Here is a 12,228-nt window from a genome sequence, read left to right as displayed (position 1 = left end):
GGAGGGGTTTCGGATTTGAGAAACAGCAATGGCGTTAGGCGTGTTCTGATCTGTCATGACATCTTCGTGTGTCGATGTGCGGCAAGGGAAGGTGGCTGCCGATGCTGACCTTCCGTTCCGCCCGCGCCGAGGATGAAGACGCTCTCTACGCCATAAGCCTTGCCACCGGCGATGCCGGGCAGGATGCGACTCCGCTCTATAATGATGGCCGCATGGTCGGGCATATCTATTCCGTGCCCTATCTGCATCTGTGGCCCGATGCCGTTTTCGTGGCGGAGGATGAGGAGGGTGTATGCGGTTATATCGTCGGCGCGCTCGATACGGCGCGGCATGAGGAGCGGCTGGAGCAGGAATGGTGGCCGCATCTGCGCGCCCTTTACCCCGACCCCGGCGGTGACCAGCAGACCTGGGACGCCGACCAGCGCCGCGCCCATTTCATCCACCACCCGCGCCGCACGCCTGCCTGGCTCACCGATCCGTTCCCGGCTCATATCCACATGAACCTCCTGCCGCGCACGCAGGGCAAGGGCGGCGGCACCCGGCTTCTGTCGCGCTGGCTGGATATGGCAAGACAGAACAACGTCTACGGCATCCACCTCGGCGCCAGCGAACGCAACCATGCGGGCATGCGCTTCTGGGAAACGCGCGGCTTCAAACGTCTCGAAAGCTACGATACGCCGGGCAGCGTCTGGTTTGGTATGGGGCTGGAGTGATTCAGGTTCTAATGACCCGTGCTGCCCCCGCCGCCAGAAACGGTGCAAAGGCAGTGCGAATTTCCTCAAGAAATGTCTCGCTGAAACGTCCGATGGGCTGTTGAAGAACGTTGAAATGCTAGGATCGTTCGATCACGTCGTAATTGCATTCGCTAACGGTGATCCAGCCGCGATCATAGCAGGTTAGTTTTACGCGCCGAAGCTCGAGCTTCGGTATTTCGATTGCCTGCTGCTGGCTGTCCTGCGGAGGTTTCGATGAAATGGGCAGCAGCAATATATGCGACAAGCCCTGTGCGTCCGTAATCGTCAGAATCATGCAGACGGGGCGATCTTTTTCCCCATGGTCACGCGTTGGATTAGCCGCAGACTGCCATCGCCACAAATAGGGATAGGAAACGATATCACCGCGTCTGAACTTGGACATTATCTGTCCCGCTCATCGCGGGATGTCCGATATTCTTCGGAGTCTTTATCCAGCTGGGCGTTGAACATGGCGGCCAATTCATCGGGCATTTCACCGGCAGCGTAAGACCTGCGCGGATCGTCGCCTCCCAACATTTTTTCGAAAAGTTCGACCGGCACCACCACGACCGAAGGTCGCCCATGCTTCGTCAGCAAAATGGGCGATTTCTGCGCTTCGTCATGGTAGCGACCGAAATGTCGCATAAACTCCGCTGTGGAAATAGACTTTCTTTTCATGAGGAATCCTCAAAGCTGTATTTCCTGAATAATACAGAAAATACAGAAAATTTAAAGCCGTCGATTTTGGTCTGGTGGCCGGCTCATCCACAAAAACCTTCTCTCCATCCGTCTCGCCACATTGTTCTTCCCTTCATGCTTTGTTAACCCGTTGAGAAAGGCCTTTCAGAAAACGGGTAGGGAATCATGCTGGCGACCGCAGAGGCGATTTCAGCCGACAGACCGGAAAAGCGCATCAAGGATCGCGCTCAGACCGAAAAGGCGATTTTTAATGCGGCGCGGTCGCTGCTGGCCGAAGAGGGATTTCAGGGTTTTGGCATCAATGCCGTCGCCCGCCGCGCCGGCTGCGACAAGCAGCTGATCTATCGTTATTTCGGCGGCCTTGACGGCCTGATCGAGGCGATCGGCGAGGATCTCGGCTCCTGGGTGAAGGATCGCATTCCGGAAGACACCGGCGGCATGTTTCTTCTGACCTATGGTGATCTCATGGAAAGGCTGGCGCTTTATTTCATCGAGGCGCTGCGCAGCGATCCTCTCGTCTGCAAGATCATCGCCTGGGAAGTATCGGATGGTTCGCCGCAGGTGCGCCAGCTGGCCGAGGCCCGCGCCAAGTCGCTGGGCAAGTGGCTGGAGCGCATGCGTGGTTCGCTCGCGGCTCCCAAGGGCGTGGATACGGCCGCCGTCAACGCCGTGCTGTTCGCCGCCATCCAGCACCTCGTCATTTCCGCCGCCGCCAGCGGCCAGTTCGCCGGCGTACCGCTGAAATCCGAGCGGGATTGGGAGAAGATCACCACGGCCGTCAAACGGCTGGTGCGCGGCGTTTACGGCTGACACCGCCGTCGGGGCGGGGGATCGTGCCGGGTGCGAGTGCGGCATTAAAGAAAAATCAGCCATGTTTTCACCGGGCCGGCAACCAAGCGGCAGGTCTGCCCGTTCACGCGGTCATAATCTTTTCCACATGCCACCCGCCCGCCATTAACCATAATGACAGCTTTCATTTGCGTCGCCATGGCTGCGGGTCCAGTGTGGGTTAACGAAATGTTAACCATGCGCAATGACTGCGCATAAGGGAGCCGCAAGTGAGCCGCTGGACAGCCTTGGGCGTCATGATGACGTTTTTTGTGTTGCTGCCGTTGGATATCGACGCGCCGGCGCTGAACCTCTGCCTGATGGCCGTGGTGCGCTGGGCGGTGCTTGCCGGCCTTCCTGATACGTTTTTTGCGCGGGGGCAGGCGGCATGAAGTGGTTTCTGATCCTCTGGGCCGGCCCCGTCGCATTGCTGGCCGGCTGGTACTGGCTGTCCTATTACGACATGAGCTTCGGCTTTTACATGCTGACGCGCCAGACCCACGATCTGGTGTTCGAAATCTATGGTAATATTCTCGGCCTGCCGCCGGAAAGCCTGCCGCCGCTGGTGGCGCGCGCCATTGCGGTCGACAGCCTGATCGTTTTTGCGATTGTCGCCTTCCGCAAGCGAAAGCAGATTGCCGCCTGGTGGCGGGGCCGTCAGTCGGCCGCGCGGGCGAGTGCGGAAAGCCTGTCCAGCGCGCCCTGAAGAATGAAGCTCGCGGCGGCCGAATCGATGCGTTCGGCCCGCTTGGCGCGGGAAACATCCATTTCCAGCAGTGCGCGTTCGGCGGCGACGGTCGAGAGCCGTTCATCCCAGAAAATGAAGGGCAGGGCGGTTTTTTCGCCCATGCTGCGAACGAAGGCGCGTGTCGCCTGCACGCGCGGTCCGGCTGATCCGTCCATGTTCATCGGCAGGCCGATGATGAAGGCGCAGACCTTTTCCTTTTCGGCAAAAGCCAGCAGAACTTCGGCATCCTGGGTGAATTTCACCCGCTTGATGACGGGACGCGGCGTCGCGAAACGCCGCGACAGGTCCGACATCGCAAGCCCGATGGTCTTTGTGCCAAGGTCGAGGCCGGCAATCGCCTGTGCGGGCTGAAGGCTTTCCGCCAGTTCCTCGATGGTGAGTATCGCCATGTCGCGTGCCCTTACCGCTTGCGGACGAATTCGGTGCGCAGCACCAGTCCCTTGACCGCATCATGCCTGCAATCGATCTCTTCCGGATTGTCGGTCAGGCGGATCGACTTGATGACAGTGCCCTGCTTGATGACCGTGCTGGTGCCCTTGACCTTCAAATCCTTGATCAACGTTACGGAATCGCCATCCGCCAGCACATTGCCCGCCGCATCGCGCACCTCCTTCGCACGCGCCGCTTCTGCGGCCAGTTCGGAAGCCGGCCGCCATTCGCCGGTGGCTTCATCGTACACATAATCGTCATTGTCAGCGGCCATTGTCGCCTCTCTTAAATATCGGTACTGCGGTTGTTCAGGCCGTCCTATGTCATAATATACCGGTAATACAAAGGAGAACTTCCCATGAAAATCACCTGGCTCGGCCATTCCGCCTTCCGCCTCGAAAACGGCAGCGCGAAGATCCTCATCGATCCGTTCTTCACCGGCAATCCCGGTTTTGCCGGGCAGGACGGGAAATCGGCTGCCGAGGGCATCACCCATATTCTCCTGACCCATGGCCATGGCGATCATGTCGGCGATACCGTTCAGCTTGCCCGCGAGACGGGCGCCACGGTGCTGGCGAACGCCGATCTTGCCGCATGGCTTGCCGTAAAGGGTGTCGGCAAGGTCGATATGGGCAATACCGGCGGCACGGTGCATTTCGACGGTTTTTCCGTCACCTTCACCAATGCGCTGCATTCCTCCGCCCAGATCACCGAGGACGGCGTCTCCCATTCGCTCGGCAATGCCAATGGCCTGATGCTGCATTTCGAGGACGGTCCGGCCGTTTATCACATGGGCGATACCGACATCTTCTCCGATATGAAGCTCATCAATGAATTGCACCAGCCGGATATCGGCCTGGTGCCGATCGGCGATCGTTTCACCATGGGCGGGGCGGTGGCGGCGCTCGCCTGCCAGCGTTTCTTCCAGTTCAAAAATGTCATTCCCTGCCACTACGGTTCCTTCCCGATCATCGATCAGACTCCGGAGAAATTCGTGGCCGGCATGGAAGGGGCGCAGACGCGTGTTCACACGCCGAAGGCAGGCGACACGCTGTCCTTCTGACATTTTGCCTGTGCATGTCGCGACTGCAAAACCGCCATACAGTTTGACGCGACATGCTTTCTACCGTTGCGAAGGACGGGCAGGGTCATTATAGCGGGTAGGAAAATTCTGACCGGAGTAGAACCATGTCCGTCGATCTCGCCACCGTGAAGCGCGTTGCGCGCCTTGCCCGTATCGCTGTCAGCGAAGAAGAAGCACAGAATATGCTCGGCCAGCTGAACGGCATACTCGGTTTCGTGGAGCAGCTTTCGGAAGTGAATGTCGACGGCGTCGAACCGATGACATCCGTTACCCCGGTGGAGATGAAAAAGCGTGCCGACGTGGTGACCGACGGCAACAAGGCGGAAGACATCGTCGCCAATGCGCCTGCGACCGATCGGGACTTCTTCATGGTCCCGAAAGTGGTCGAATAAGCGACCGCCTCCGCCGCCTGATTTTTCCGAGATTTTCGAAAGCCGTTGCCGACCATGACCGACCTGACGAGCCTGACCATTGCCGAAGCCCGCGAAAAGCTGAAAGCCAAAGAATTTTCCGCTCTCGAGCTGACCGACGCCTATCTCTCCGCTATCGATGCGGCGAACGGCGCGCTGAACGCCTATGTCGCCTTGACGCCTGAAAAGGCGCGCGACATGGCGAAGGCCTCGGACGAACGCATCGCCGCCGGCAAGGCGGGTGAGCTGGAAGGCGTTCCGCTGGGCGTGAAGGACCTTTTCGCCACCCGCGACGTGCACACGCAGGCATGTTCGCATGTTCTCGACGGCTTCAAGCCGAAATACGAATCCACCGTCACCCAGAACCTCTGGGATCAGGGCGCCGTCATGCTCGGCAAGCTCAACATGGACGAATTCGCCATGGGTTCGTCCAATGAAAGCTCCTGGTACGGTCCGGCCATCAACCCCTGGCGCGCCAATGGTTCCGACCAGAAGCTGGTGCCCGGCGGTTCTTCGGGCGGTTCGGCCGCAGCCGTTGCCGCGCATCTGTGCGCCGGCGCCACCGCAACCGACACCGGCGGTTCCATCCGCCAGCCGGCCGCCTTTACCGGCACCGTCGGCATCAAGCCCACCTATGGCCGCTGCTCGCGCTTCGGCATCGTCGCTTATGCGTCTTCGCTCGATCAGGCAGGGCCGATTGCGCGCGATGTGCGTGATGCCGCGATCCTGCTGAAAACCATGGCGAGCGTGGATGCCAAGGATACGACTTCCGTTGACCTGCCGGTGCCGGATTACGAAAAGGCCATCGGCCAGTCGCTGAAGGGCCTGAAGATCGGCATCCCGAAGGAATACCGCGTCGACGGCATGCCGGAAGAAATCGAAAAGCTCTGGGCCAAGGGCGTCGAATGGCTGCGCGATGCCGGTGCCGAAGTGGTCGATATTTCGCTGCCGCACACCAAATACGCGCTTCCCGCTTATTATATCGTCGCGCCGGCGGAGGCCTCCTCCAACCTTGCCCGTTATGACGGCGTCCGCTACGGCCTGCGCGTCGACGGCAAGGACATTGCCGACATGTACGAAAAGAGCCGCGCCGCCGGTTTCGGCAAGGAAGTGCAGCGCCGCATCATGGTCGGCACCTATGTGCTGTCGGCCGGTTATTACGACGCCTATTATCTGAAGGCGCAGAAGGTCCGCACCCTCATCAAGCGCGACTTCGAAAACGTCTTCCATGAGGGCGTCGACGCCATTCTGGCCCCGATCACCCCGTCTTCCGCCTTCGCTGTCGGTGATGAGGAACTCGCATCCGATCCGGTGAAGATGTACCTGCAGGACGTCTTCACCATCACCGTCAACATGGCCGGTCTCCCGGGCCTTTCGGTTCCCGCCGGCCTTGATGGCAAGGGCCTGCCGCTCGGCCTGCAGCTCATCGGCAAGCCTTTCGAGGAAGAGACGCTGTTCAAGACGGCCCATGCCATCGAGCAGGCAGCGGGCAAGTTCACCCCCGCCAAGTGGTGGTGAGCAGCCTCAAGCTCAGACCAATGAACAAAGCCGACCGCAACGCGGTCGGCTTTGTCGGTTTTGCGGCATGGCGTTCCGGTGAAGCCTTCGACGACAGCTATCTCGATCCTGCCGTCATCGAGCGGGTGAGGGGTGAATTCGAGAATTTCGCCAAGTCTCCGACCGGTGATATCGCCGTTGCCGAAATCGATGGTGTTGTCGTCGGCTGGGGCGCTTGCGATGCCGCGCCTCATCATATTTCCGATCTCTGGGTGGACCCGAACTGGCAGGGCAAGGGGATCGGCAAAGCCCTGATCCTTCATTTTCTCGACAGGATGCGCGCGCGAGGCCTGCCGCTTGCCACCATCGATACCCATGCCGGAAACCAGGCCGCCATCGGTCTTTACGAGCGTTGCGGTTTTCAGATTGTCTGGCGCGGCATGGAATGGTCCGACATCATGAAGGTCGAGCTTGAAAAGGTGAAGCTGGAGCGCAGGCTCACGCCATAGTCCGGTTGATTACACCGCATTCGCCGGTTTGTATCGTGACGGGCGGCGGCGAGTGGGCCGCCGCCCTTTTTGTTATCGATTGTCCAGCTCACCCCGCACGAGTTCCAGACCGCGCATGGTGATGCGGTAGGGTTTGCCGCCGGAAGAGGCGATGGCTCTTTTCCGTTTCAGCTTGCGGAAGGTGAGGAGATCGAGACCGCTGAAAATCCAGCCGTCGCGCGTATAAAGCGCGAGTTTTTCGATCTTGCGGGTATCGTCTCGAACGAGTTCAATTCTGCCGCCCTGGGCGAGCAGGTGTAAAATGCGCTGTTCGGCGCGGGAAATGTCCATTTTTGGAAGTCCGGTCGGCGTCGTATAGACGCGTGAAAACAAATCCGGGTGCCGTTAAGGCAGCCGGCTCGGTTTCATCTGGCCCGGCGCGCAATAAACTTGCGGGCAGGGCCTTTACCGGGACTCCGATTGAGCGAACATAAAAACTCCGTTCTTGCCGGTTCTGGTTAGCGGGCGAGGCCGCCACGGTCAAGTCTGTTGCGCGCCCGGTAAAACCAAACTGGCCGAATCGCGCCGCCGATGTTTTACTTTCCGTGGCCAAGGAGGGCGCGGCTTGATCGTCATTCGCAATGCGCATGAACAGGAAGCGGAGGTTCTGGCGGCCATCGGCCTCAGGGCATGGCGGCAGGCCACGATTGCGCTCGGCATAACCACGACGCTTTACGACAATGCGGCAAGCGCCTTTTCCAACTTCACGCGGTCCTCATGGCTCGCCATCCGCGTGGCGGAATTGGGCGGCACGGTTGCAGCATGGGCGGCGCGGGAGGATTTTGACGACCGGCTTTCCGATTTCTGGGTCGATCCGGATTTTCAGCGCCGGCGTGTCGGCAGCCTGCTGCTCGCCGATATGGAACGGCTGATACGGGACAAGGGTTTCGACGCCGTCCGGCTTGAAACCCATGCACAGAACGAACCGGCCATCGCGTTTTTCCGGCATCATGATTACAGCGTCCGTTGGCTCTCTGTCTCCTACGCGCCGAAGCTCGACCGCGACGTGCAGTCGGTCGGCCTGCAGAAGCAGCTGGTCGAGGTCGATAGCGGTCTCTACGGCGCGGAATTTTGAGCGAAAGACATCAGCCGCATCGGCCAATCCGGCATGATCGCTAGGGATGCGACAAGGCCTGCCTGCAAGATCACGATGGATAGCAGGATGCTGCGGAAGGGTTCCTTGCGTGTTTTGTGCCTGAGAAGATGTTGCGCCGAGATTGCTCCCACGCTGCCGCCCAGGAAAGCCAGCCACAACAGGGTGCTTTCACGAATACGCCAGCCGCCATTCTTCGCCGCGTCCTTGTCCCACCAATAGACGAGAAAGACAAAAAGATTGAAGGCGATATAGACCAGGAAACAGAGAGCAATCGTTGTCATGGCGTGAATTGAAAACGAGAAGTGTAAAAAACCCGTCTCCGGCGTGGCTGAAAATCCGGTGCGTCGTGTCACAGGGCGCAACATGTCTTGCGCCAGCGCGCCATTTGTTCTACCCACCAAGGCCAAAGAACCCGTATATCGTGAGCTTCAGATGACCCTTGTAGACGTGCGCACCCCCGATCCGAAACGCTTCATTCCCGGCGCCACCGGCGATTGGGAAATCGTGATCGGCATGGAGGTCCATGCGCAGGTTCTCTCCAATTCCAAGCTGTTTTCCGGTGCTTCCACCACCTTCGGCAATGCGCCGAATTCCAACGTGTCGCTGGTGGACGCCGCCATGCCCGGCATGCTCCCCGTCATCAACGAGGAATGCGTCAAGCAGGCGGTGCGCACCGGTCTCGGCCTGAAGGCGAAGATCAACAACCGTTCGATCTTCGACCGCAAGAACTACTTTTATCCGGACCTGCCGCAGGGCTACCAGATTTCGCAGTTCAAGGACCCGATCGTCGGCGAGGGCACCATCACCATTTCTCTCGGTCCGGACCGCCAGGGCAATTTCGAGGATATCGAGATCGGCATCGAGCGCCTGCATCTGGAGCAGGACGCCGGCAAGTCCATGCACGACCAGCACCCGACCATGTCCTTCGTGGACCTGAACCGTTCGGGCGTGGCGCTGATGGAAATCGTCTCCAAGCCGGATATGCGCTCCTCGGATGAGGCCAAGGCCTATCTCACCAAGCTGCGCTCCATCGTGCGTTATCTCGGCACCTGCGACGGCAACATGGACGAAGGTTCGATGCGCGCCGACGTCAACGTCTCCGTGCGCCGTCCGGGCGAAGGTTTCGGCACGCGTTGCGAAATCAAGAACGTCAACTCCATCCGTTTCGTCGGCCAGGCCATCGAATACGAGGCCCGTCGCCAGATCGCCATTCTGGAAGATGGCGGCGTCATCGATCAGGAAACCCGCCTGTTCGATCCCGGCAAGGGCGAAACGCGGTCCATGCGCTCCAAGGAAGACGCGCATGACTATCGCTATTTCCCCGATCCGGATTTGCTGCCGCTCGAATTCGACGATGCTTTCGTCGAGGCGCTGAAGGTCGATCTGCCGGAACTGCCCGACGACAAGAAGGCCCGTTTCGTCGCCGATCTTGGCCTGTCGGTCTATGACGCCTCGATCCTCGTTTCGGAAAAGGCAATCGCCGATTATTACGAAGCCGTTGCCGCCGGACGCGATGCGAAGGCCGCTGCCAACTGGGTTATCAATGATCTGCTCGGCGCGCTCAACAAATCCGGCAAGGATATCGAGACGACGCCGGTTTCCCCGGAACAGCTGGGTGGCATCATCGATCTCATCAAGGCCGAGACCATCTCCGGCAAGATCGCCAAGGACCTGTTCGAGATCGTCTGGAACGAGGGTGGCAATCCGGCGGAGATCGTCGAGGCGCGTGGCATGAAGCAGGTGACCGATACAGGCGCCATCGAAAAGGCCGTGGACGAGATCATTGCCGCAAACCCGGATCAGGTCGAGAAGGTCAAGGCAAAGCCGACGCTTGCCGGCTGGTTCGTCGGCCAGGTGATGAAGGCGACGGGCGGCAAGGCCAACCCGCAGGCGGTGCAGGCGCTGGTGAAGGCCAAGCTCGGCATCGAGGAAGAGTAGACACCTCTCCTCCGTCATCCTCGGGCTTGACCCGAGGATCTAACGGCCCACTACGACAAACGTGTTTAGATCCTCGGGACAAGCCCGAGGATGACGGCGAGTGCGGGGGGGGACTGACATTTTTTGCTGGGATCAACGCCCGGCATTTTTGTTTTTGGACGGAGCTAAATCATGTTTTTCATCCGCACGGCAAGCCTGCGTGACATCGAGCCGGTGCGTATCCTGCTCGCCGCGACATGGCACACGACCTATGACGCGATCTATGGCGCTGACAAGGTGAACGAGTTGATCGCCGCATGGCATTCGCCGCAGGCCATGAAGGACCGAGTTGAGAAAAAGGGCGGCGAGTTTCTGGTGGCCGATGACGGCAAACGGATCGGCGGCATGGCCTATGGCTCCATGTCCACCAGGATGGCGAAGACGGCCCTGCTGCACCAGCTTTATGTCGCGCCCGACCTGCAACGGCAGGGTATTGGCCGCGATCTCTTCGCCGAACTCGAAACCTGCTTTCCGGATGCGGAAATCATGCGGCTTGAAGTCGAGCCTAAAAATACTGTCGCAATCGCCTTTTATGAAGGCGTCGGATTTGTCGAGGTGGATCGAATCGAGCGCATGGCGGGTATCGAGGGTCTGCCCGGCATTATTATGGAAAAGAGCTTGACCCGATGAATGCGACATTGCAGACGTTGATAATCCGCACCGCACGCGAAGACGATCTTCCGGCGCTCGCCGCCATTTTTGCCGCTGACGAAATCGGCGGCCACGGCGATACGGCGGAAGAATCGGCGCAGCCCGACTACCTCGCGGCCTTCCGGGCTATCGAGGCGTCGCCCAGCGAAACGCTTTATGTGGCGGAGCTGGATGGCGAGGTTGTCGGCACCTTCCAGACGGCGATCCTGACCAAGCTCGTCGGGCGCGGGGCAAAGTCGATGGTGATCGAGGCGGTGCAGACACGCGCCGACATGCGCGGTCGCGGCATCGGTGCGGTGATGATCAATCATTGCCTTGATGAGGCCCGCCGTCAGGGCCTGAAGACCGCGCAGCTCACCTCCAACATGGCGCGGCTGGATGCGCATCGCTTCTATGAGCGGCTGGGTTTCGAGAAGCGGCATCTGGGCTTCAGGATGAAGCTGAAATAGCGCGGATATATCTTGAAATGCTGGACAATTGCCGTGCGGAGCGGCATAAGCATGTCTTGTGCCGTGCATTGAAAATCGCTGCGGCGCATTCAAGCCCGAGGAACGTAGAATGAAGACTCTCCTGACGCAAATCTTCACCTGGTGGAACGGCCAGACGATCGGAACGCGGTTTCACACCTGGCGCTTCGGCAAGAAGGTCGGTCAGGACGAGTTGGGCAATACCTATTACGAGGGTGGCACCACCTCCTGGGGCATGCCGCGCCGCTGGGTGATCTATAATGGTTATGCCGAAGCATCGGCCATTCCGCCGGGCTGGCATGGCTGGATGCATTATCGCACCGACGTGCCGCCGAGCCAGGAAAATTACGTAGCGCGCGACTGGCAGAAGGCGCATCAGCCGAACCTTACCGGCACATCCAAGGCCTATCGCCCGCAAGGATCGCTGGCGGTGGCCGGCGAGCGCCCGCGCGTGACCGGCGACTACGACGCCTGGACCCCCGGCAACTAAGCTCTTGTTATGCGCGGTGTTGTGCAAAACACCGCGCTTTTGCCGGCCTCACCGGTTTTTGCCACATTCCGCCCTTAGGCGTTGATCCGGTCGGCGTCTCGACACAGGCAAATTTTGGAGACCACTCTATGAGGAAAATCACGCGGGATCGTTCTTTGCGTGCGCTGGCAGTGTCGCTGTTTGCGGCGGTCTCTACTGTCCTCCTCGTATCGCCCGTCTCCGCCGCGCGCCTGGAAAACCGCGTCGCGGTGTTTTCGGGCATCGACAAGATCACCGGCCGCATCACCTCCTTCGATGTCTATATCGACGAGACGGTGCAGTTCGGCGCGCTGCAGGTGACGCCAAAGGTCTGTTATTCGCGCGACCAGACGGAAGCGCAGAAGATTGACGCTTTTGTCGAGGTTGACGAAATCACGCTCGACCGCAAGATCAAGCGGATTTTCACGGGCTGGATGTTTGCTGACAGCCCCGGCCTCAATGCCGTTGAACATCCGATCTATGACGTGTGGCTGACCGGCTGCAAGCAGGACTCGGACGTTCCCGCTCCCTCTACGGCAAGCAAATAACCTT

Annotated in this window: 21 protein-coding genes; 14 read left to right on the top strand and 7 right to left on the bottom strand. The window is 59.7% G+C overall.

The genetic code is table 11. The features are described 5' to 3' along the window. Window positions 1–101 precede the first annotated feature (101 nt). The gene (locus tag ACI2KA_RS09430; protein ID WP_404501383.1) at window positions 102–713 is read left to right on the top strand and encodes a GNAT family N-acetyltransferase; all 612 of its coding nucleotides are present in this window, start codon (window positions 102–104) and stop codon (window positions 711–713) included. Between the two features lie 118 nt (window positions 714–831). Here ACI2KA_RS09430 and ACI2KA_RS09425 read toward each other — a convergent pair whose 3' ends face one another. Continuing rightward, window positions 832–1,137 (bottom strand): hypothetical protein, encoded by a 306-nt coding sequence (locus tag ACI2KA_RS09425; RefSeq protein ID WP_404501381.1) that lies wholly within the window; start codon window positions 1,135–1,137, stop codon window positions 832–834. After that, window positions 1,137–1,412: a type II toxin-antitoxin system Phd/YefM family antitoxin gene (locus ACI2KA_RS09420; RefSeq protein WP_404501379.1), complete on the bottom strand. Its 276-nt coding sequence runs from the start codon at window positions 1,410–1,412 to the stop codon at window positions 1,137–1,139. The genes ACI2KA_RS09425 and ACI2KA_RS09420 overlap by 1 nt, the downstream gene beginning before the upstream one ends. 186 nt (window positions 1,413–1,598) lie before the next feature. Here ACI2KA_RS09420 and ACI2KA_RS09415 point away from each other — a divergent pair, with 186 nt between their 5' ends. After that, a complete protein-coding gene (locus tag ACI2KA_RS09415) occupies window positions 1,599–2,243 on the top strand; it encodes a TetR/AcrR family transcriptional regulator (RefSeq protein ID WP_404501377.1) in 645 nt (214 codons plus the stop codon). Between the two features lie 44 nt (window positions 2,244–2,287). Here the strand turns inward: ACI2KA_RS09415 and ACI2KA_RS09410 are convergent, their stop codons facing one another. Beyond that, complete coding sequence (locus ACI2KA_RS09410; RefSeq protein ID WP_404501375.1) at window positions 2,288–2,422, bottom strand: hypothetical protein; 135 nt, start codon at window positions 2,420–2,422, stop codon at window positions 2,288–2,290. A gap of 69 nt (window positions 2,423–2,491) precedes the next feature. Between ACI2KA_RS09410 and ACI2KA_RS09405 the strand changes: the two genes are divergently transcribed. Together ACI2KA_RS09405 and ACI2KA_RS09400 are read left to right on the top strand one after the other, a co-directional pair. Next, the gene (locus tag ACI2KA_RS09405; RefSeq protein WP_174029276.1) at window positions 2,492–2,653 is read left to right on the top strand and encodes a hypothetical protein; all 162 of its coding nucleotides are present in this window, start codon (window positions 2,492–2,494) and stop codon (window positions 2,651–2,653) included. After that, window positions 2,650–2,967: a DUF6105 family protein gene (locus ACI2KA_RS09400; RefSeq protein ID WP_404501374.1), complete on the top strand. Its 318-nt coding sequence runs from the start codon at window positions 2,650–2,652 to the stop codon at window positions 2,965–2,967. The genes ACI2KA_RS09405 and ACI2KA_RS09400 overlap by 4 nt, the downstream gene beginning before the upstream one ends. On the opposite strand, the gene ruvX is transcribed toward ACI2KA_RS09400, so the two are convergent. Together ruvX and ACI2KA_RS09390 are read right to left on the bottom strand one after the other, a co-directional pair. Next, the gene (gene ruvX, locus ACI2KA_RS09395; RefSeq protein WP_404501372.1) at window positions 2,919–3,398 is read right to left on the bottom strand and encodes a Holliday junction resolvase RuvX; all 480 of its coding nucleotides are present in this window, start codon (window positions 3,396–3,398) and stop codon (window positions 2,919–2,921) included. The genes ACI2KA_RS09400 and ruvX overlap by 49 nt on opposite strands. An 11-nt stretch (window positions 3,399–3,409) precedes the next feature. Beyond that, window positions 3,410–3,712, bottom strand: coding sequence for a zinc ribbon domain-containing protein YjdM (locus ACI2KA_RS09390; RefSeq protein WP_022556051.1), 303 nt, complete (start codon window positions 3,710–3,712; stop codon window positions 3,410–3,412). Between the two features lie 84 nt (window positions 3,713–3,796). Between ACI2KA_RS09390 and ACI2KA_RS09385 the strand changes: the two genes are divergently transcribed. From ACI2KA_RS09385 to ACI2KA_RS09370, 4 genes are all read left to right on the top strand, one after another. Next, window positions 3,797–4,501, top strand: a complete 705-nt coding sequence (locus ACI2KA_RS09385) for a metal-dependent hydrolase (RefSeq protein ID WP_404501369.1) — start codon at window positions 3,797–3,799, stop codon at window positions 4,499–4,501. A gap of 125 nt (window positions 4,502–4,626) precedes the next feature. Further along, the gene (gene gatC, locus ACI2KA_RS09380; protein WP_003496362.1) at window positions 4,627–4,914 is read left to right on the top strand and encodes an Asp-tRNA(Asn)/Glu-tRNA(Gln) amidotransferase subunit GatC; all 288 of its coding nucleotides are present in this window, start codon (window positions 4,627–4,629) and stop codon (window positions 4,912–4,914) included. 54 nt (window positions 4,915–4,968) lie between these two features. Further along, window positions 4,969–6,450 carry an Asp-tRNA(Asn)/Glu-tRNA(Gln) amidotransferase subunit GatA gene (gene gatA / locus ACI2KA_RS09375; RefSeq protein WP_031233865.1) on the top strand — a complete coding sequence of 494 codons (1,482 nt, stop codon included), beginning with the start codon at window positions 4,969–4,971 and terminating at the stop codon, window positions 6,448–6,450. Continuing rightward, window positions 6,441–6,938, top strand: a complete 498-nt coding sequence (locus tag ACI2KA_RS09370; RefSeq protein WP_404501367.1) for a GNAT family N-acetyltransferase — start codon at window positions 6,441–6,443, stop codon at window positions 6,936–6,938. The genes gatA and ACI2KA_RS09370 overlap by 10 nt, the downstream gene beginning before the upstream one ends. Window positions 6,939–7,010: 72 nt before the next feature. On the opposite strand, the gene ACI2KA_RS09365 is transcribed toward ACI2KA_RS09370, so the two are convergent. After that, window positions 7,011–7,268 (bottom strand): YjhX family toxin, encoded by a 258-nt coding sequence (locus ACI2KA_RS09365; protein WP_404501365.1) that lies wholly within the window; start codon window positions 7,266–7,268, stop codon window positions 7,011–7,013. Window positions 7,269–7,542: 274 nt separating this feature from the next. On the opposite strand from ACI2KA_RS09365, the gene ACI2KA_RS09360 reads away from it, so the two are divergent. Further along, window positions 7,543–8,052: a GNAT family N-acetyltransferase gene (locus ACI2KA_RS09360; RefSeq protein WP_404501363.1), complete on the top strand. Its 510-nt coding sequence runs from the start codon at window positions 7,543–7,545 to the stop codon at window positions 8,050–8,052. Here the strand turns inward: ACI2KA_RS09360 and ACI2KA_RS09355 are convergent. Beyond that, the gene (locus tag ACI2KA_RS09355; RefSeq protein ID WP_404501898.1) at window positions 8,034–8,471 is read right to left on the bottom strand and encodes a DUF1294 domain-containing protein; all 438 of its coding nucleotides are present in this window, start codon (window positions 8,469–8,471) and stop codon (window positions 8,034–8,036) included. The two genes, ACI2KA_RS09360 and ACI2KA_RS09355, sit on opposite strands and share 19 nt — an antisense overlap. Before the next feature lie 34 nt (window positions 8,472–8,505). Here ACI2KA_RS09355 and gatB point away from each other — a divergent pair, with 34 nt between their 5' ends. The 5 genes from gatB (at window position 8,506) to ACI2KA_RS09330 (ending at window position 12,224) form a co-directional block, all read left to right on the top strand. Then, complete coding sequence (gatB, locus tag ACI2KA_RS09350; protein ID WP_080856274.1) at window positions 8,506–10,011, top strand: Asp-tRNA(Asn)/Glu-tRNA(Gln) amidotransferase subunit GatB; 1,506 nt, start codon at window positions 8,506–8,508, stop codon at window positions 10,009–10,011. 171 nt (window positions 10,012–10,182) lie between these two features. Beyond that, window positions 10,183–10,680 carry a GNAT family N-acetyltransferase gene (locus tag ACI2KA_RS09345; RefSeq protein ID WP_404501361.1) on the top strand — a complete coding sequence of 166 codons (498 nt, stop codon included), beginning with the start codon at window positions 10,183–10,185 and terminating at the stop codon, window positions 10,678–10,680. Next, window positions 10,677–11,150 (top strand): GNAT family N-acetyltransferase, encoded by a 474-nt coding sequence (locus ACI2KA_RS09340; protein WP_404501360.1) that lies wholly within the window; start codon window positions 10,677–10,679, stop codon window positions 11,148–11,150. The genes ACI2KA_RS09345 and ACI2KA_RS09340 overlap by 4 nt, the downstream gene beginning before the upstream one ends. Window positions 11,151–11,259: 109 nt before the next feature. Further along, window positions 11,260–11,658, top strand: coding sequence for an NADH:ubiquinone oxidoreductase subunit NDUFA12 (locus ACI2KA_RS09335; protein WP_404501358.1), 399 nt, complete (start codon window positions 11,260–11,262; stop codon window positions 11,656–11,658). 128 nt (window positions 11,659–11,786) lie between these two features. Beyond that, window positions 11,787–12,224, top strand: a complete 438-nt coding sequence (locus tag ACI2KA_RS09330; protein WP_404501357.1) for a DUF2155 domain-containing protein — start codon at window positions 11,787–11,789, stop codon at window positions 12,222–12,224. The last annotated feature ends 4 nt before the right edge of the window (window positions 12,225–12,228 follow it).

This window comes from Agrobacterium sp. NPDC089420, from assembly GCF_044900305.1.
GTDB lineage: Bacteria > Pseudomonadota > Alphaproteobacteria > Rhizobiales > Rhizobiaceae > Agrobacterium.
Note: the sequence above shows the minus strand (reverse complement) of the source record. Positions and strands in the feature narration are given on the sequence as shown.

Excerpts from the sequence above, each read along its gene's own strand:
- gatC (WP_003496362.1), top strand. The coding sequence starts at position 4,627 with ATGTCCGTCGATCTCGCCACCGTGAAGCGCGTTGCGCGCCTTGCCCGT.
- gatB (WP_080856274.1), top strand. The coding sequence starts at position 8,506 with ATGACCCTTGTAGACGTGCGCACCCCCGATCCGAAACGCTTCATTCCC.
- ACI2KA_RS09345 (WP_404501361.1), top strand. The coding sequence starts at position 10,183 with ATGTTTTTCATCCGCACGGCAAGCCTGCGTGACATCGAGCCGGTGCGT.
- ACI2KA_RS09430 (WP_404501383.1), top strand. The coding sequence starts at position 102 with ATGCTGACCTTCCGTTCCGCCCGCGCCGAGGATGAAGACGCTCTCTAC.
- ACI2KA_RS09340 (WP_404501360.1), top strand. The coding sequence starts at position 10,677 with ATGAATGCGACATTGCAGACGTTGATAATCCGCACCGCACGCGAAGAC.
- ACI2KA_RS09365 (WP_404501365.1), bottom strand. The coding sequence starts at position 7,268 with ATGGACATTTCCCGCGCCGAACAGCGCATTTTACACCTGCTCGCCCAG.
- gatA (WP_031233865.1), top strand. The coding sequence starts at position 4,969 with ATGACCGACCTGACGAGCCTGACCATTGCCGAAGCCCGCGAAAAGCTG.
- ACI2KA_RS09415 (WP_404501377.1), top strand. The coding sequence starts at position 1,599 with ATGCTGGCGACCGCAGAGGCGATTTCAGCCGACAGACCGGAAAAGCGC.
- ACI2KA_RS09410 (WP_404501375.1), bottom strand. The coding sequence starts at position 2,422 with ATGGCGACGCAAATGAAAGCTGTCATTATGGTTAATGGCGGGCGGGTG.
- ACI2KA_RS09390 (WP_022556051.1), bottom strand. The coding sequence starts at position 3,712 with ATGGCCGCTGACAATGACGATTATGTGTACGATGAAGCCACCGGCGAA.
- ACI2KA_RS09420 (WP_404501379.1), bottom strand. The coding sequence starts at position 1,412 with ATGAAAAGAAAGTCTATTTCCACAGCGGAGTTTATGCGACATTTCGGT.
- ACI2KA_RS09330 (WP_404501357.1), top strand. The coding sequence starts at position 11,787 with ATGAGGAAAATCACGCGGGATCGTTCTTTGCGTGCGCTGGCAGTGTCG.
- ACI2KA_RS09385 (WP_404501369.1), top strand. The coding sequence starts at position 3,797 with ATGAAAATCACCTGGCTCGGCCATTCCGCCTTCCGCCTCGAAAACGGC.
- ACI2KA_RS09335 (WP_404501358.1), top strand. The coding sequence starts at position 11,260 with ATGAAGACTCTCCTGACGCAAATCTTCACCTGGTGGAACGGCCAGACG.
- ACI2KA_RS09425 (WP_404501381.1), bottom strand. The coding sequence starts at position 1,137 with ATGTCCAAGTTCAGACGCGGTGATATCGTTTCCTATCCCTATTTGTGG.
- ruvX (WP_404501372.1), bottom strand. The coding sequence starts at position 3,398 with ATGGCGATACTCACCATCGAGGAACTGGCGGAAAGCCTTCAGCCCGCA.
- ACI2KA_RS09400 (WP_404501374.1), top strand. The coding sequence starts at position 2,650 with ATGAAGTGGTTTCTGATCCTCTGGGCCGGCCCCGTCGCATTGCTGGCC.